The organism is Nonomuraea thailandensis (genome assembly GCF_024172165.1).
Lineage (GTDB): Bacteria > Actinomycetota > Actinomycetes > Streptosporangiales > Streptosporangiaceae > Nonomuraea > Nonomuraea thailandensis.
This window is the reverse complement of sequence record NZ_JAMZEB010000002.1, coordinates 4,264,339-4,280,265: the sequence shown is the minus strand read 5'-3', so window position 1 is coordinate 4,280,265 and position 15,927 is coordinate 4,264,339. Positions and strand designations below refer to the sequence as shown.

The 15,927-nt window shown below is 71.6% G+C and carries 20 protein-coding genes; 9 read left to right on the top strand and 11 right to left on the bottom strand.

The genetic code is table 11. The features are described from left to right. Positions 1-112: 112 nt before the first annotated feature. Both HD597_RS23215 and HD597_RS23210 read right to left on the bottom strand, forming a co-directional pair. Positions 113-451: a YciI family protein gene (locus HD597_RS23215; RefSeq protein ID WP_253744790.1), complete on the bottom strand. Its 339-nt coding sequence runs from the start codon at positions 449-451 to the stop codon at positions 113-115. A gap of 5 nt (positions 452-456) precedes the next feature. Beyond that, positions 457-825 (bottom strand): YciI family protein, encoded by a 369-nt coding sequence (locus HD597_RS23210; protein WP_253744789.1) that lies wholly within the window; start codon positions 823-825, stop codon positions 457-459. A 292-nt stretch (positions 826-1,117) separates the two neighbouring features. Here HD597_RS23210 and HD597_RS23205 point away from each other — a divergent pair, with 292 nt between their 5' ends. After that, positions 1,118-2,092, top strand: a complete 975-nt coding sequence (locus HD597_RS23205) for an SDR family NAD(P)-dependent oxidoreductase (protein WP_253744788.1) — start codon at positions 1,118-1,120, stop codon at positions 2,090-2,092. Between the two features lie 189 nt (positions 2,093-2,281). On the opposite strand, the gene HD597_RS23200 is transcribed toward HD597_RS23205, so the two are convergent. Continuing rightward, complete coding sequence (locus HD597_RS23200) at positions 2,282-3,439, bottom strand: alkaline phosphatase PhoX (protein ID WP_253744787.1); 1,158 nt, start codon at positions 3,437-3,439, stop codon at positions 2,282-2,284. A 218-nt stretch (positions 3,440-3,657) separates the two neighbouring features. Between HD597_RS23200 and HD597_RS23195 the strand changes: the two genes are divergently transcribed. Beyond that, positions 3,658-4,653: a GTP-binding protein gene (locus HD597_RS23195; RefSeq protein ID WP_253744786.1), complete on the top strand. Its 996-nt coding sequence runs from the start codon at positions 3,658-3,660 to the stop codon at positions 4,651-4,653. A 94-nt stretch (positions 4,654-4,747) separates the two neighbouring features. On the opposite strand, the gene HD597_RS23190 is transcribed toward HD597_RS23195, so the two are convergent. Together HD597_RS23190 and HD597_RS23185 are read right to left on the bottom strand one after the other, a co-directional pair. Further along, complete coding sequence (locus tag HD597_RS23190; protein ID WP_253744785.1) at positions 4,748-5,221, bottom strand: VOC family protein; 474 nt, start codon at positions 5,219-5,221, stop codon at positions 4,748-4,750. Positions 5,222-5,322: 101 nt separating this feature from the next. Continuing rightward, the gene (locus tag HD597_RS23185) at positions 5,323-6,246 is read right to left on the bottom strand and encodes an AEC family transporter (protein ID WP_253744784.1); all 924 of its coding nucleotides are present in this window, start codon (positions 6,244-6,246) and stop codon (positions 5,323-5,325) included. 281 nt (positions 6,247-6,527) lie between these two features. Between HD597_RS23185 and ctaD the strand changes: the two genes are divergently transcribed. Further along, on the top strand, positions 6,528-8,105 hold the full coding sequence (gene ctaD, locus HD597_RS23180; RefSeq protein ID WP_253759459.1) for an aa3-type cytochrome oxidase subunit I: 1,578 nt from the start codon (positions 6,528-6,530) through the stop codon (positions 8,103-8,105). A 4-nt stretch (positions 8,106-8,109) separates the two neighbouring features. Next, on the top strand, positions 8,110-8,343 hold the full coding sequence (locus HD597_RS23175) for a hypothetical protein (protein ID WP_253744783.1): 234 nt from the start codon (positions 8,110-8,112) through the stop codon (positions 8,341-8,343). Between the two features lie 21 nt (positions 8,344-8,364). Here the strand turns inward: HD597_RS23175 and HD597_RS23170 are convergent, their stop codons facing one another. Beyond that, positions 8,365-8,742 carry a winged helix-turn-helix transcriptional regulator gene (locus tag HD597_RS23170; protein ID WP_253744782.1) on the bottom strand — a complete coding sequence of 126 codons (378 nt, stop codon included), beginning with the start codon at positions 8,740-8,742 and terminating at the stop codon, positions 8,365-8,367. 88 nt (positions 8,743-8,830) lie between these two features. Between HD597_RS23170 and HD597_RS23165 the strand changes: the two genes are divergently transcribed. Beyond that, on the top strand, positions 8,831-9,604 hold the full coding sequence (locus tag HD597_RS23165; RefSeq protein WP_253744781.1) for an alpha/beta fold hydrolase: 774 nt from the start codon (positions 8,831-8,833) through the stop codon (positions 9,602-9,604). On the opposite strand, the gene HD597_RS23160 is transcribed toward HD597_RS23165, so the two are convergent. Next, on the bottom strand, positions 9,597-10,088 hold the full coding sequence (locus tag HD597_RS23160) for a hypothetical protein (RefSeq protein WP_253744780.1): 492 nt from the start codon (positions 10,086-10,088) through the stop codon (positions 9,597-9,599). The genes HD597_RS23165 and HD597_RS23160 overlap by 8 nt on opposite strands. Positions 10,089-10,164: 76 nt before the next feature. After that, positions 10,165-10,569, bottom strand: coding sequence for a hypothetical protein (locus HD597_RS23155; RefSeq protein WP_253744779.1), 405 nt, complete (start codon positions 10,567-10,569; stop codon positions 10,165-10,167). 269 nt (positions 10,570-10,838) lie between these two features. On the opposite strand from HD597_RS23155, the gene ppk2 reads away from it, so the two are divergent. Next, a complete protein-coding gene (gene ppk2 / locus HD597_RS23150) occupies positions 10,839-11,633 on the top strand; it encodes a polyphosphate kinase 2 (RefSeq protein ID WP_253744778.1) in 795 nt (264 codons plus the stop codon). Positions 11,634-11,846: 213 nt separating this feature from the next. On the opposite strand, the gene HD597_RS23145 is transcribed toward ppk2, so the two are convergent. Beyond that, entirely contained in the window at positions 11,847-12,467 is a 621-nt protein-coding gene (locus HD597_RS23145) for an L-threonylcarbamoyladenylate synthase (protein WP_253744777.1), read from the bottom strand. Between the two features lie 112 nt (positions 12,468-12,579). Here HD597_RS23145 and HD597_RS23140 point away from each other — a divergent pair, with 112 nt between their 5' ends. After that, positions 12,580-13,101, top strand: coding sequence for a signal peptidase II (locus tag HD597_RS23140; RefSeq protein WP_253744776.1), 522 nt, complete (start codon positions 12,580-12,582; stop codon positions 13,099-13,101). 12 nt (positions 13,102-13,113) lie between these two features. Here the strand turns inward: HD597_RS23140 and HD597_RS23135 are convergent, their stop codons facing one another. Further along, positions 13,114-13,770, bottom strand: a complete 657-nt coding sequence (locus HD597_RS23135; RefSeq protein ID WP_253744775.1) for a CatB-related O-acetyltransferase — start codon at positions 13,768-13,770, stop codon at positions 13,114-13,116. Positions 13,771-13,816: 46 nt separating this feature from the next. Here HD597_RS23135 and HD597_RS23130 point away from each other — a divergent pair, with 46 nt between their 5' ends. Further along, entirely contained in the window at positions 13,817-14,485 is a 669-nt protein-coding gene (locus HD597_RS23130; RefSeq protein WP_253744774.1) for a TetR/AcrR family transcriptional regulator, read from the top strand. Here the strand turns inward: HD597_RS23130 and HD597_RS23125 are convergent. Continuing rightward, positions 14,459-15,082: a TetR/AcrR family transcriptional regulator gene (locus HD597_RS23125; protein ID WP_253744773.1), complete on the bottom strand. Its 624-nt coding sequence runs from the start codon at positions 15,080-15,082 to the stop codon at positions 14,459-14,461. The two genes, HD597_RS23130 and HD597_RS23125, sit on opposite strands and share 27 nt — an antisense overlap. A gap of 67 nt (positions 15,083-15,149) precedes the next feature. Between HD597_RS23125 and HD597_RS23120 the strand changes: the two genes are divergently transcribed. Further along, positions 15,150-15,920, top strand: a complete 771-nt coding sequence (locus tag HD597_RS23120) for an SDR family oxidoreductase (RefSeq protein ID WP_253744772.1) — start codon at positions 15,150-15,152, stop codon at positions 15,918-15,920. Positions 15,921-15,927 lie beyond the last annotated feature (7 nt).

Sequence of the window (15,927 nt, the reverse complement as noted above, 5' to 3'; positions counted from 1 at the left end):
CAGCCCCGCGCCAGGAACGAACCCATTTTGATTCCGCCCGCACGGCAGGGCGATGGCGCAGGCGCACGTCGAGGACCCGCGGGCGGCAGGTCCCCGGCGTGTCAGATCGTGCTCACATCTCCAGCCCGGACGTGCCCATCAGCGGCCGGACCTCCACACCCCAGGCGTGGCCGCCCGCCATGAGCCCGGCCAGCTCGACGGCGCGCTCGCGGCTCTCGCAGTCGAGCAGGTACTGGCCGGCGACATGGTGCAGCGCCTGCCGGTAGGGGCCCTCACTCACCTCCACCGCACCGTCGCGGACCCGCACGAAGGCGCTGATGGACGGGTCGGCCAGGGCGTGGGCGCTGATGAGCTCGCCCGACCGGGCGGCCGTGGCCAGGATCCGCTCGTGGCCGAGGCCTTCCCCCGGCGGCGCGGCAGCGGTCACGTAGACGTTCAGCAGGAACTTCACCGTGCTCAGCCGTCGGCCGTGCCCGCGAAGACGACCGGGCGCACCTCGATGCCGAGACCTTCGACGCCCGCGTCCGGAATGAGCGCGGCCAGCTCCAGGGCGCGTTCCCGGCTGTCGCACTCCACCAGGTAGTAGCCGCCGAGGAACTCCTTGGCCTCCAGGTACGGCCCGTCCGTCACGACCGGGGAGCCGCGCCGGACGCGCACCACGGCGCTCTGCGACGGGTCGGCCAGCGCCGCGGTGCTGATCATCTCACCGGACCTGGTGATCGTCTCCATGAACGCGCCGTGGCCGCTCATCACCTCGTTGCGCTGCTCCTCGGTCAGCGAGTCCCACACCTGCGGGTTCGAGTGCATGATCAACAGGAACTTCATGTCATCTCCTCAAGGATCGGGCGGCACCCCCGCGGGCGCCGTTCACCATGGGGTCGGAGCCGGCATCGCATTCTTGCGCCCGCCGCCGCGGGAATTTTTCGCCGCCACCGCGATCTCTCCGCGAAAGGGCACCTGACCTCGTCGAACGGTCAGGACTGGAGTATAGGCAGGAGCCTTCCGCGGGGTGGGTGGCGACCCTTTGGGCCGATCCCTGCCCGGCCCCGGCGTCACCCGGGCGCGTTGATGGCCGTGCCGGTACGTGCGAGGGTGGCAGCGACGAAGGGGCTGATCGATGAGATCGTTCACGGGAAAGACGGCCGTCGTCACCGGAGGCGGCGCCGGGATGGGGCGCGAACTGGTGGTTCAGCTGGCTGCCGAGGGCTGCTCGGTCGCCGCCTGCGACGTCGACGACGCCGCGCTGGCCGGCACCGCCGAGCTGGCCGCCAAGGCCGCATCCGGCGGTGATGTCCGGGTCACGACCCACCACTGCGACGTGTCGGACGAGGCCCAGGTGACGAGGTTCCGCGACGAGGTGGTGGAGCGGCACCGGACCGGCCACATCAACCTGCTGTTCAACAACGCCGGCATCAGTGGCGGCGGCAGCTTCCTCACCAGCCCGCGGGCCGAGTGGGAGCGCACGTTCGCCGTCTGCTGGGGCGGGGTGTACAACTGCACGCGCGCGTTCATGCCGCTCCTGGTCGCCAGTGACGAGGGGTGCCTGGTCAACACCAGCAGCGTCAACGGGTTCTGGGCGGCCGGGCCGGGCGTGCCGATGAGCGCCTACAGCGCCGCGAAGTTCGCCGTGAAGGGCTTCTCCGAGGCGATGCTCACGGACCTGCGTGTCAACGCGCCGCACGTACGGGTCGCGCTGGTGATGCCGGGCCACGTCGGCACCGGGATCGTGATCAACTCCCGCCGGATCCACGGCGGCTCGGAGCCGGACGACATGACCGCCGGGGAGCTCGCGAACGCCCGCGCGCTCGCCGCCGTCGTCGCCGGTGTTCCCGCCGACCGGCTGAGCGACGAGGAGGTCCGCGCGGCGGTCAGGAGCATGGGCGAGGCCTTCCGCGACAACGCGCCGCTGTCGGCCGCCGAGGCCGCGACCGTCATTCTCGACGGCGTGCGCGCGGGCACCTGGCGCATCCTCGTCGGCGACGACGCCCGCGCCCTCGACGCGGCGATGCGCGCCGACCCGCTCGAGCTGTACCGGGCCGACAGCCCGGCTCTGGCGGCCGTCTTCCCCCGCCTGTGGGGCCGCGAGGAGTGACCGGGCTCGGCCGGAGGGTCCGCGCGCTGCTGACGTCCGCGCGGACGGCCGGCGCGTGGGCCACCCCACCGGTATCGGCCGGCGTCGCGGCGGCGAGGACGTGGTCCGGCGTGACGGTGCCCGGCGCCGCCGGGACGTTCCGGTGACGGCGCCGGGGGCGACGGCGCCGGCGGGCGCCGTCCGATCCGGTCAGCTGCGGAAGGGGCCGGTCACGCAGTACGTGATGCCACCGGACGACGACCCCGACGTCCCCCGCTGGGACGAGAAGTACAGCCGGTCGCCGGCCGGGCTGAAGGCCGGCCCGGTGATCTCCGACGCGCTCTGCCCGTTGATCCGCAGGAACGGCGAGATCTTGTCATCGGGCGTGATCAGGCAGATCTCCATGTTCCCGCCGTCCTCGGCCACGAAGAGGTCGCCCGAGGAGGAGCCGGTGACGTTGTCGACGCCGGTGAGCGGCGGCGTCCCCGGGCTGACCAGGCTGTCGTCGTAGGCCAGCTCGTAGGTGCCGCTGGTCAGGCCGACCTGCCACACCCGGTTGTCGCCCTTGGTGGTGAACCAGACGGTGCCGTCCGCGTAGTGGCAGCCCTCGCCGCCGTTGAAGGACTTCGAGCCCGGCACCTGGCTGCGCGTGGCGGTCGGCGAGCCGTCGGGGTCGGGGACGTCCGCCCAGGTGAAGGAGCCGGAGGTGGCCGAGCCGGCCATCAGGACCTGCAGGGTGCCCGACGACAGGTCGCCCCAGGTCGTGGGGACGAAGCGGTAGAACCGCCCGTCGGTCTCGTCCTCGGTCAGGTAGACGACCCTTCGTACGGGGTCGGCCGCGGCGGCCTCGTGCTTGAACCTGCCCAGCGCGGGCCGCTGCACGGCGGCGCCGCCGAACGGGTACGTCTCGTAGACGAAGCCCCGGCTGACCTCCTCGCACGACAACCACGTGTTCCATGGCGTCTTGCCGCCCGCGCAGTTCGTACGGGTGCCGGACAGGATCCGGTACGCCGAGGTGACGTTCCCGCCGGCGTCGAAGCGGATGGCCGAGGCGCCGCCGCCGGGGTTGATCTCGGAGTTGGACACGTAGATCCAGCCGCTGCCGTCGGCGAAGCACGCGCCGCCGTCGGGAGCGTTGTGCCAGGTGTAGGACGTGCCCGGGACGGCCTGGCCGGAGCGGGCGATCACCCGGCTGGTGAAGCCGGCGGGCAGGTGGATGCCGTTGGCGTCGGCGGCCTGCAGCGCGCCGTACGGGCCGGGGGCGTTCTGGGCGGGCGCGGCGAGGGCCGCTCCTTGCCAGAGACTGCCGGAGAAGGCGATCGTGCCGGCGCCGAGTACCGAGGCGCGCAGGAAATGGCGGCGTTCCATCGACGAACCTCCTGAAGAGGGGGGTGCAGCCTCGCCGACAGTAAGTCGAGCACATGGACAGGGATCTGTCAGGAAAGTTAACGACAACGGGGTGCTGAACCACATTCAGGAAGCTCGTCACCGTTTGTGCAAGTCATGAACAGGCGGCCGAGCCGGCCGGAGGCGCCGGTGTGCCAAGATGGTGATAATGGTTTTCATTATATTTTGAGGGGGTCCGCGTGACCACACCTGTCGTCCTGGTCGCCGGTCCGTACGCCGGCGCCCGCGCGGCCGTCGTGCGGCGGCTGCTGGCCGATCATCCGGGATCCGTGGCGATCCGTCACGACCTCGGCCCGGGGCCGCTCCCCGGCGCCGCCCTCCTGGTGCTGGAGCTGGCGGACACCGCCGAGCCGCGCCCGTTCGCCGAGGCCGTCGCCGCCCGCGCGGGCCTGCGCCTGGCCGCCGTGCTCACGGCCCTCGACGCCCGCCACATGCCCGTCGACATCCTGCGCGGTGATCGCCTGCCGGGCCGCGACGAGCGGTACGTCGCCGAGGTGCTGGCCAGGCAGGTCGAGTACGCCACCCATCTCGTCCTCGACGGCGGCGACGCCGAGGACGGCGAGCTGGCGCGGACGGTGCTCGCCCACCTGGCGCCCGCCACCCCCGTCCACCACCTGCGCGACGGCCTGCCCCGGCTGGCGGGCCGGACGGCGTGCCCGCGGGAGCTGGCCGACCGCGTCGATCCCGCCACCGCGCTGCTGCCCTGCGAGGCCAGGACCGGCGCGGTCACCACGGTCGTCTGGCACCGGTTGCGGCCCCTGCACCCCGGCCGCCTGTTCCAGGTCACCGAGGAGCTGGCCGCCTGCTCGGTACGCGGCCGCGGCCGCTTCTGGCTGGCCTGCCGGCACGACCGCCTGCTGGCCTGGGACTCGGTGGCGGGCCGGCTCACCGTGCGCGACGCCGGCCCCTGGCTGGCCGCCCGGCCCCCGTCGGCGTGGGACGCCTGCCGCCCGGCCCGCCGCGCCGCGGCCGCCCTCGACTGGAACCCGCTGACCGGTGACCGCGTGCAGCACCTCGTCTTCACCGGCCCCGACCTCGACCACCGGCACATCACCGGCCTGCTCGACGGCTGCCTGCTCGACCGGGCGGAGATGCTGGCCGGCTCCGACGCCTGGAGCGGCTACGACGACCCGTTCTCCCTCGTCCTCGACGTGGACACGATGATGCCGTCCTAGCGGATGATGCCGTCCTAGCGGACGCCGGGGCCGGGCGGTCCCCGAGCGGAACACCCGGCCCCGGCCCATCGTCACGAACGGCGCAGGAAGCCGCTCACTCGCCGGCGGCCGCCCGCAGCGCGCCGATGTCGATCTTCTGCATGCCCAGCATGGCCTTCATCACCTGCTGCGCCGTCGCCGGGTCGGGGTGCTGGAGCAGCTCGGGGAGCTGCCTGGGGATGATCTGCCAGGACAGCCCCCACCGGTCCTTCAGCCAGCCGCACTGCGACTCCTCGCCGCCCTCGGTGAGCTTGGCCCACAGCGCGTCCACCTCCTCCTGCGACTCGCAGTTGACGTAGAGGGAGATCGCCTCCGTGAACGTGAACTGCGGCCCGCCGTTCAGCGCCAGGAACCGCTGCCCGGCCAGCTCGAACTCCACCATCATCACCTTCTGGGCCTCGCCGGGCCCGGCCTCGCCGTGGCGCTGCACGCTGACGATGCGGGAGCCGGGGAACAACGAGGTGTAGAAGGTGGCGGCCTCCTCGGCCTGGTGGTCGAACCACAGGTACGTGGTGATCTTCTGCTCCATGGCGGGTCCCTCCTCAGGGGTTCGTCGTCGTCCTTCACCAACGCGTCGTACGGCCGGAGCGCGGATCGACACGATCCCGGAGAAATTTTTCCGGACCTCCGTCAGCCGAGCACGGCGCCGATCGCCGTCATGATCGGGATGGACAGTCCCGTGGTCAGCAGCACCGCGCCACGGGCCAGGCGCCTGCCGGTGTCGTAGGTGACGGCGTAGACGTAGATGTTCTGGGCGGTGGGCAGCGCCGCGAACAACGTCGCCGCCAGGAGCTGCGTGCCCTCCAGGCCCAGCGCGAAGCGGGCGGTCACGTACGCGAGCGCGGGCTGGGCGAACGCCTTGAGCGTCACGGCCAGGGCGATGTCCTTGCCGACGCCCTCCTCCTCCGGGGCGCTCTCCGCGCGGCGCGAGCCGTACAGGCTCAGCCCGTACGCCAGCAGCGCCACCGGCACGGCCGCGCCGCCGAGCAGGTCGATCGGGCGCATGACCGTGACCGGCAGCGAGATCCCGCTGAGCGCGAGCGCCAGGCCGAGCAGCGAGGCGACCGTGAGCGGGTTGCGGAACGGCAGCAGCAGCACCGCGCGCGGCGAGCGGGAGCCCTTGTCCAGGATCAGGAACGAGACCGGGGTCAGGACGAGGAGCTGGAAGAGCAGGATGGGGGCCACCAGGGCGGCGTCGCCCAGCACGTACAGCGAGATCGGCACGCCCAGGTTGCCGGCGTTGACGTACGACGAGGCCAGCGCGCCGATCGTGGCCTGCCCCGTCGTCCGCCGCCAGAGCAGCTTGGCCACCAGCACGAACACGAGCTGCGTGACCGCCACCGCGATGATCTCGGTCAGCAGCACCGGCGAGAGCAGCGCGCCCAGATCGGCCCGCGACACGGTGGCGAACATCAGCGCCGGGGTCGCCACGAAGAACGCCAGCCGCGACAGCACCAGCTCGTCACTGGCCCGCAGCAGGCCGATGACACCGATGACGTAGCCGAGCACGGCAACCGACACCAAGGCGGCGAACGCCGCGACAACCCCCGACAACCCATTCCCTCCCAAACTGGACGTTCAGGAGGTTATCTGAGGTGTCCAAGCCGATCCGGTCCGGGCTCCGGGCGCGGCACCGGCATAGGTGCCCAAGGAGGGGGTAAGCCCGTCGTACGGCGCTGACCTGCGAAAATACCGTCATGTGAGGGCGCCGAGAGCACCACGGGGCAAATGGGGGTTCTCCGGTGACCATTGACGAACCGCGTACTGACAGACCGTTGACGTCCGCCGTGGCGCCGGCCGAGCCGACGAGCAAGGGCCGCCTCGTCGTGCGCTGGATGTCGACCACGGACCACAAGGTCATCGGCTACATGTACCTCATCGCCTCCTTCGTGTTCTTCTCGCTGGCCGGCGTCATGGCGCTGATCATCCGGGCCGAGCTCGTCCACCCGGACCTGCAACTGGTGAGCAACGAGCAGTACAACCAGCTCTTCACCATGCACGGCACGATCATGATGCTGCTGTTCGCCACCCCGCTGTTCGCCGGGTTCGCCAACGTGATCATGCCGCTGCAGATCGGCTCGCCGGACGTGGCCTTCCCCCGGCTGAACGCGGTGAGCTTCTGGCTGTTCCTGTTCGGCGGCATCATCGCGGTCAGCGGCTTCTTCAGCCCGTCGGGGGCGGCCAGCTTCGGCTGGTTCGCCTACACGCCACTGTCGGACGCGGTCTTCTCGCCCGGGATCGGGGGTGACCTGTGGATCATGGGGCTGAGCCTGGCCGGCGTGGGAACGATCCTCGGCGCGGTCAACTTCATCACCACGATCATCTGCATGCGCGCCCCCGGCATGACCATGTTCCGCATGTCGATCTTCACCTGGAACGTGCTGCTGACCAGCATGCTCGTGCTGATGGCCTTCCCCGTGCTGGCCGCCGCGCTGCTCGCGCTGGAGGGCGACCGCAAGCTCGGCACGCAGTACTTCACCCCGGGCAACGGCGGCGCGATGCTCTGGCAGCACCTGTTCTGGTTCTTCGGCCACCCCGAGGTCTACATCATCGCCCTGCCGTTCTTCGGCATCATCACCGAGGTCATCCCGGTCTTCAGCCGCAAGCCCATCTTCGGCTACATCGGCCTGGTCGGCGCCACCATCGCCATCGCCGGGCTGTCGATGACCGTCTGGGCGCACCACATGTTCCCCACGGGGCAGGTGCTGCTGCCGTTCTTCTCCTTCTTCACCTTCCTCATCGCGGTGCCGACAGGCGTGAAGTTCTTCAACTGGATCGGCACGATGTGGCGCGGGCACCTGAGCTTCGAGACGCCGATGCTGTTCGCGGTCGGGTTCCTCATCACGTTCCTGCTCGGCGGCCTGACCGGCGTCATCCTCGGCTCGCCGCCGCTCGACTTCCACGTCACCGACACCTACTTCGTGGTGGCCCACTTCCACTACGTGGTGTTCGGCACCGTGGTGTTCGCCATGTTCGCCGGGTTCTACTTCTGGTGGCCCAAGATGACGGGGCGCATGCTGCACGAAGGGCTCGGCAAGCTGCACTTCTGGCTGCTGTTCATCGGCTTCCACGCCACGTTCCTGGTCCAGCACTGGCTCGGCGTGGCCGGCATGCCGCGCCGCTACGCCGACTACGGCCCCGACGACGGCTTCACCGACCTGCACCTGTTCTCCTCGGTCGGGGCGCTCATCCTGGGCATCTCGACGCTGCCGTTCCTGTTCAACGTCTGGTACACCGCGCGCCGGGCCCGGAGGGTGGTCGTGGACGACCCGTGGGGGTTCGGCAACTCCCTGGAATGGGCCACCTCCTGCCCGCCGCCCCGGCACAACTTCACCGGCATGCCCCGCATCCGCTCCGAACGACCGGCCTTCGACCTGCATTATCCGCACGTCGGCGGCCGAGCGGCGGAGTGACGGCGTGGACGGCCTGTCACCGCGGGAACGGCTCGCGCTGGCGGCGATCGAGCTCGAACTGCTGCGCAGCGGGGAACGCCTGGCCAGCCGGCTCAGCGAGTTCAACGAGCGGGCCGAGCAGGACGGGCCGCGCCGCTTCTGCGACCACGTCAGCCGCACCGAGGTGGCCGCGGTGGCCGCCATGGCGCTGCTCCTCGCCGCCATCCTCACGCTGGTGATCGTCACCTGCGGCAAGTGACCGCGCCGGACGGCGCCGTCCTCACCCCCGGGCCCGGGCGTCGTACTCCTGCCGCGCCGCGACCAGGGCCGGGATGGCGCCGCGGGCCCACCGGGCGAGCAGTTCGAGGGGCTCGCGGACGTCCTCGGCCAAGGGCGTGATGGCGTACTCGACGCTCGGCGGCGCGTCCGGGTGCACCGTGCGGGTGACCAGGCCGTTGCGTTCGAGGTTGCGCAGGTTGAGCGTCAGCATGCGGCGGCTGACGCCCTCGATCGCGCGCTCCAGCTGGGTGAACCTGCGCGGCCCCGCCCCCAGCTCGACCAGGATCTGGATGCACCACTTGTCGCCGATCAACCGCAGCACCTCCGGCAGCGGACAGTCGGTGACCTGGTCCGTTACGACGGTGTTCCGTTGTGACAAGAAAGTGCCTCCTTTTCGAACCCGTCGATCATGCCCCAGGATGACTCCCGTTACAAGAGGTAACGTTCCTGCTCAGGGGGTTCTGATCGTGTACTACGCGCGCAGCGACGGACAGCGCATCGCCTACCAGGTCGCCGGGAACGGCGGCCCGCCCGTGGTCCTGCACCCCGGCATGTTCGAGGACGGCGGCCACTGGGCGCACCTCGGCTACACCGCCGTCCTGGCCGCCGCCCACACCGTGATCGCCGTCGACCCGCTCGGGCTGGGCGCCAGCGACGCGCCGCACGAGCCGCAGGCGTACACGGCGGAGCGCCGGGCCGGGTACGTCACCGCCGTCCTGGACGACCTCGGCCTCGACCGGGCCGCGTTCTGGGGGTACTCGCTGGGGGCCATGACCGGTTACGCCGTGGCCGCGTACGCGCCCGAGCGGCTGACCCGGCTGGTGGCCGGCGGCTTCGACCCGGACGGCTTCCGCTCCCGGGTGCCGGCGGTGCTGGCCGCGCTCGGGCTGCCGGGCGACCACGACGTGTACGAGATCGTCAAGGAAGGCGCGCTGGGGCATCCGTACCAGGTGGCGGTCATCGAGGCGGGCGACCCTGCCGCGTACCGGGTGAACTACGACATGTTCTCCCGCGAGCCCGGCCTGGGCGCGCGCCTGGCCGCCTCCGGGGTGCCCGTCCTGATGTACGCGGGCACCGCCGACCCCTGGCACGACCCGATGCGCGAGCACGCGCTCGCCCACGGCGCCCCGTTCTTCTCCGTCCAGGACGCCGACCACGGCCAGGCCCCGCGGCGCTCCCGCCAGGTGCTGGAACAGGTCCTGCCGTTCCTGGAGGAGCGCCCTGAGCCGCCGGTCAGTTGATGCAGTCCTGCTTGTCGAGCCCGAAGGCCAGCTCCCTGACCTTGCCCTTGGCGTAGAGGAAGGCGTAGTAGGCCTTCGGGTTGCCCGGCACCGTGGTGTGGACGATCCCGCTGGGCGAGGTCCGCAGCCCCGGGTAGGCCTTCCTGACCTGCTTCGCGGACGAGCCCAGGCCGATCCCCTGCGGCGTCCGCATCCCCTTCTGCGCCAGGATCACGGCCACGCCGACCCGCTTGGAGATGTACAGGCCCACGCGCCCCTTCCCGGCCGGACGCGCCCTGAGGTTCCAGCCGGAGCACGGGCCCGCTCCGGCCGGCATCCTGAGCACGATCTTCCCGGTGGCCCGCGCCTTCGTGGCGCTCATGCCGAGCTTGACGGAGCCGTAGCCGTACGGGCCCAGGGCGGGCTCCTTCGCGGCCACGGCGGGCGCGGCGGTGACGGCGGCCAGCGCTCCGCCGGCCAGCAGCGCCACGAGTAGCTTCTTCATGAATGTCCTCCCCGTTGTCACGACACGTGCAGATTCGCCCGGCGGAGCCCGGCGGATCACCACGAAGCCTGACCCGCTACTGTCCCGGCCGCAGGATGGTCTTCCACGCCGAGCACTCGCCGGTGGGCCGCTTGGCCGTGCCGCGGCAGACCTGGACCCTGACCTGCCGCGTGTTGCGGTAGTCCTTCCTGAACGTGCCGACGCCAGGCACGCAGTTGTAGAAGCCGTGCTCGCGCCAGCGGCCGTTGCGGGAGTCCTGCGCGCGCAGCACCGCCCACGCGCAGCCGCTGCCGCGCGTGTCCTCCAGCTTGCCGTCCACGACGTGGCCGAACTGGTGGACGGCCACCTCGCCCCAGGCGGTGGCCATGCCGTCGGCGGAGTGCACGGCCCGCCACTTCCACATCGCCGGGGTGGCGGCGGCCGGGGCGCTGAGCGCCAGCGAGACGGCGGCGGCGGTGGCGAGGACGACGAGCGAACGCATGAGGGAGCTCCACGGTGCGGTGACGATCTGACCCACCAAGAGATAGGGCGCCGCTCTTGTGATCGGCTTGGAGCTGAGTGCGGCCGGCGCGGACGCGTGCGCCGCGCCCGCGGCAAGCCGGGCACGTGAGCGAGCGGTCTACCTGCTGTTCAACGATGGGTACCCGGGTAGCACGGCCGATCGGTCCCAGGCGCCCGGGCTGGGACCGAACACCCGCGGCGGTGGAGGCGGGCGGCACGGCGTACGGTGGCGGGACGGAGGTGGTGGGCATGAGCGCCGGCAGGCTGCGACGCAAGCCGTACGAGAAACGCCTGATCCAGCTGCAGGCGGAGCTGGTGAAGCTGCAGGAGTGGGTGCGGGCCGAGGGGCGCCGCGTGGTGGTGATCTTCGAGGGGCGGGACGCCGCCGGCAAGGGAGGCACGATCCAGCGGGTGGCCGAGTACCTCAACCCGCGCGTCACCAGGATCGTCGCGCTGCCCGCGCCCACCGAGCGCGAGCGTACGCAGTGGTACTTCCAGCGTTACGTCCAGCACCTGCCGGCCGCGGGGGAGATCGCGCTGTTCGACCGGAGCTGGTACAACCGCGCCGGGGTCGAGCGGGTGATGGGCTTCTGCACCCAGGAGGAGTACACCCGGTTCCTGCACCAGTGCCCGATCTTCGAGCGGTTGCTGGTGGAGGACGGCATCCTGCTGCGCAAGTACTGGTTCTCGGTCAGCGACACCGAGCAGGAGCGCCGCTTCCGCGACCGGCTGGAGGACCCGATGCGGCGCTGGAAGCTGTCGCCGATGGATCTGGAGTCGATCACCCGCTGGGAGGAGTACTCGCGGGCCAAGGACGAGATGATGGTGCACACCCACATCCCCGAGGCGCCGTGGTACGAGGTGGAGGGCGAGGACAAGCGGCGGGCCAGGATCAACATGATCTCCCACCTGCTGTCCACGATCCCGTACGGCGAGGTGGAGCGCGCGCCGCTGAAGATCCCGGCCCGGCCCGCCCCGACGGGGTACCGGCGCCCGCCGAGGGTGGAGACCCCGGTGCCCGACGTGACGGGGGATCTCGGCTGACGGCGTGCGGGCAGGACCTTTCTGCGCCCGCGGGCCCTGCCCCCTCTCCGCCGGCCTGGCCGGCCAGGCGTGGGTGGACTGGCCGTTCATGGCCGGCCTGCTCGGCATCGGCCTGGCCCTCGCCGGCGCGGGCGCCACGCTCGGGCTCGGGCACCGGCAGCCTGCCCATCGTGCGGCGCACGCCGTGGCTGAAGTGATCGGTCGCGCTGTGCCCTACTCGAAGAGGGACGGGTCTCCCGTCCCTCTTCTCAGAATCTCGGGCTCGTCCTGCGAGAGGTCGATGACGGTCGTGGGGGTGGCGCCGCACTCGCCGGCGTCGATGACGGCGTCCACCACGTGGTCGAGCCGCTCCTTGATCTCCCAGCCCTGGGTCAGCGGATCGGTCTCGTCCGGCAGCAGCAGGGTGCTCGACAGCAGCGGCTCGCCGAGCTCGGCCAGCAGCGCCTGCGTCACGACGTGATCGGGGATCCGGACGCCGACCGTCTTCTTCCTGGGATGCAGCAACCGCCGCGGCACCTCCTTGGTAGCGGGCAGGATGAACGTGTAACCGCCCGGCGTCGCCGCCTTGACCAGCCGGAACACCGCGTTGCTCACATGAACGAACTGGCCGAACTGGGCGAAGTCCCTGCAGATCAGGGTGAAGTGGTGGTCGGTGCCGAGGCCGCGGACCTCCCTGATCCGGTCGAGGCCGTCCTTGTTGCCCAGCCGGCAGCCCAGGGCGTAACAGGAGTCGGTCGGGTACGCGATGAGCCCGTCCGTGTGCAAGAGCTCGACGACCTGGCTGATCAGGCGGGGCTGGGGGTTGTCGGGGTGGAGATCGAAGTACTTGGCCACACCTGGGATCCTAGAAGCGGTCCGCCCTCGCGGGGCACACCGGCACCGCGCGGCTGATCCACGTTGCCGGTACATTCGTCCCCAACCAGTCAGGGGAAGGCGAGGTTCGAACATGCCGGAGAACCGCACCGCACGCGGCATGCGGCCGTACGGGTGGATGCTGGTGCTGGCCGCGGCGGTCCTGCTCGTGGACCAGTTGTCCAAGCTGTGGGCGGTCTCCGCGCTCGCGGACGGCCGGACCATCACGGTGATCCCGGGCGTGATCGAGCTGCGCCTGCTGCTGAACTCCGGCGCCGCGTTCTCGATCGGCGAGGGGGTGACCTGGGTGTTCACGCTGACGACGACCGCGGCGGTCGCGGGCATCCTGTACGCCGGGCGCCGCCTGCACTCCCCGGCCTGGACGGTCGTGCTCGGCGGGCTGCTGGGCGGCGCCACCTCCCACCTGCTCGACCGCCTGTTCCGCCCGCCGGGCTTCGCCCAGGGCCACGTCGTCGACTTCATCGGCTACGGCAACCTGTTCGTCGGCAACGTCGCCGACATCGCCCTGACCCTGTGCTGCGTCCTGCTCATGCTCCTCACCCTGCGCGGCATCCCCCTGGGGCCCGTCGCCGAGGAGGGGCAGCCCTCGTCGTGACCCGATCGGTCCTCACCCGCGGTCGGCGTGCGGGGCGGCGGCCTCCAGGTCGGCGACGCTGCCCGACATGATCGTCCGTACGTGGCCGGTGATGTGCTCCACCGGCCAGTCCCACCAGGCCACGGCCAGCAGCCGGGCGACGTCGCCGGCGCTGTGGCGGGTGCGGATGAGCCGCGCCGGGTTGCCGCCGACGATCCCGTAGTCGGGCACGTCGGAGGTGACCACGGCGCCGGCGCCGATGATCGCGCCGTGCCCGATGCGCACGCCCGGCATCACCGTCGCGCCGTACCCGAACCAGACGTCGTTGCCGACGACGGTGTCCCCGCGGCTCGGCAGGCCGGTCAGCAGGTCGAAGTGCTGCGCCCACGAGCCGCCCATGGTGGGGAAGGGGAAGGTCGAGGGGCCGTCCATGCGGTGGTTGGCGCCGTTCATGATGAACCGCACCCCCGTGCCCAGCGCGCAGTACTTCCCGATGACCAGCTTCTCCGGCCCGTAGTGGTAGAGCACGTTGCGCGTCTCGAACGCGGTCGGATCGTCCGGATCGTCGTAGTAGGAGAACTCCCCGACCTCGATCAACGGGGACTTGACCAGCGGCCGGAGCAGCACCACCCGCGGCTGCTCGGGCATCGGGTGCAGCACGGCCGGATCGGCGGGAACGAGCGGATTCATGGCGGAGCCCCCGTTAATGCGACAAGATTTACATTAGGATGGTGGCATGACGCCGTCCGAGGAGCAAACCGGAGACCGGGCGAGGACGTCCGGGAGCGCGCAGCCCCGGCGCCGCCCTGGCGGTCGCACCGGCCGCACCCGTGCGCAGGTGCTCGACGCGGTCCGCGCCGAGCTGGCCGAGCACGGCTACGACGGGCTCAGCCTGGACGGCGTCGCGGCCCGCGCGGGCGTGCACCGGGCGACGGTGTACCGGCGCTGGCGGGACGTGGGCGGCCTGCTCGCCGACGTCCTGGAGGCGACGACGAGCGACGACGACTGGCAGCCCCAGGACACCGGCTCCCTGCTGGGCGACCTGACCGTGCTGAACAGCGAGAACCTGGCCGCCATGACCGCGCGGCCGTCGATCGCGGCCGCCCTGATCGCCGCCTCGTTCCGTTCCGAGGAGGCCGCCCGCGGCCTGCGGCGGCTGTGGGAGGACCGCTACGCCCGCTGCGAGGTCATCGTCGCCAGGGCCGTCCGGCGCGGCGAGCTGCCCCCGGCCACCGACGCGCGGCGGCTGCTCGTCGCCGCCACCGCGCCGCTCTACCACCACCTCGTGCTGCTCCGCACGGCACCGGACCCGGACCTGCCCGCCCAGGCCGCCAGGGCGGCGGCCCTGGCCGCCTTCGCCGGCGCCTTCGGCGAGGGCTCACCGGCCGGCGGCGCCTCCAGGTGAGAGCGGGCTCTGGCCGAACACCGCGGCGAGAGCCCTTCCGATCAGATCGGGCAGGTCGCTGCGCCCGTCGTCCTCGGCCCAGCGCACCAGCGCCGTGTGCAGGGCGGCCAGGCAGGCACTGGCCGCGGCCCGGGCCTGGAAGGCCGTCTCGGGATCGGCGGCCTCCTGCCCGAGGGCGTCGATGATCGCCTGCTGCAGGGCGTACTGGTTGTCCAGGTGCCTGGCCCGCAGGGCGGGGGTCGAGATCATCAGCCGGAGGCGGGTGAGCAGGAACTCCCTGTCCCGGTCGTCGTCGGTCAGCGCCGCGGCCGAGCCGATGAGCGCGCCGCCGATGCGGTGGACCAGCGGCTCGCCCCCGGCCGGCGCGGCGAGGTGCTCGGCGACGAGCCGCCCGTGCTGGTCGGTCAGCACCAGGTCCTCCTTGGTGGGGAAGTGCCGGTAGACGGTCATGGGCGACACCCCGGCGGCCTCGGCGACGTCGGTCACGGTCGTCGCGTCGTACCCCCGCTCCGCGAACAGCCGCACCGCGTGCGCCTGGATCATGCGCTGGGTCTGGGCACGCCTGCGCGCCCGAAGCGTTGAGTGCTGATCCGTCATGTGGTAGACACTACCGCAGTGGTAGTCACTACCAGATAGGTAGTGACTAACGGATGGGAGTAATGACATGGACGGCAGAACGGCTCTGGTGACCGGAGCGTCGCGCGGCATCGGCCAGGCGATCGCGATCCGGCTGGCGGCCGAAGGGGCGATGGTCGTCGTGCACTTCGGCACGGACAAGGACGGCGCGCTGGCGACGGTCGGCGAGATCGAGCGCGGCGGCGGGCGGGCGGTCGCCGTCGGAGCGGAGCTGGGCGCGGACGGCGACGTCGAGACGCTCTTCGCGGGGGTCGAGGCGGCCCTGGCGGGCGGGCCGCTCGACATCCTGGTCAACAACGCGGCGGCCCCGCCGGCGGGGCCGATGGGAGTCACGACACCGGCCGAGTTCGACCGGCTCTTCCGCGTGAACGTACGCGCGCCCTACTTCATCATCCAGCGGGCGCTGCCGCTGCTCCGTGACGGCGGCCGGATCATCACGATCTCGTCCGTGGCGACCCGGATGGCCAACCCCGTCCAGACGTCGTTCGCCATGACCAAGGGCGCGGTCGAGACGATGAGCCTGACCCTGGCCAACGAGCTCGGAGCCCGCGGCATCACGGTGAACGCCGTCGCTCCCGGCGCCACCCGCACGCCCGCCAACGGGGCGGTCTTCGAGGCGCCCGGCGTGGCGGAGCTCATCGCCGGGTCGACGGCGCTCGACCGGCTGGGGGAGGCCGGTGATGTGGCCGACGTCGTCGCGTTCCTCGCCTCCGACGCCGCGCGCTGGGTCACCGGCCAGGTCATCGACGCCAGCGGCGGCCTGTTCCTGGGGCCGCGCCTGCAAGCGGCAGGAGCGTGAGCTCCCT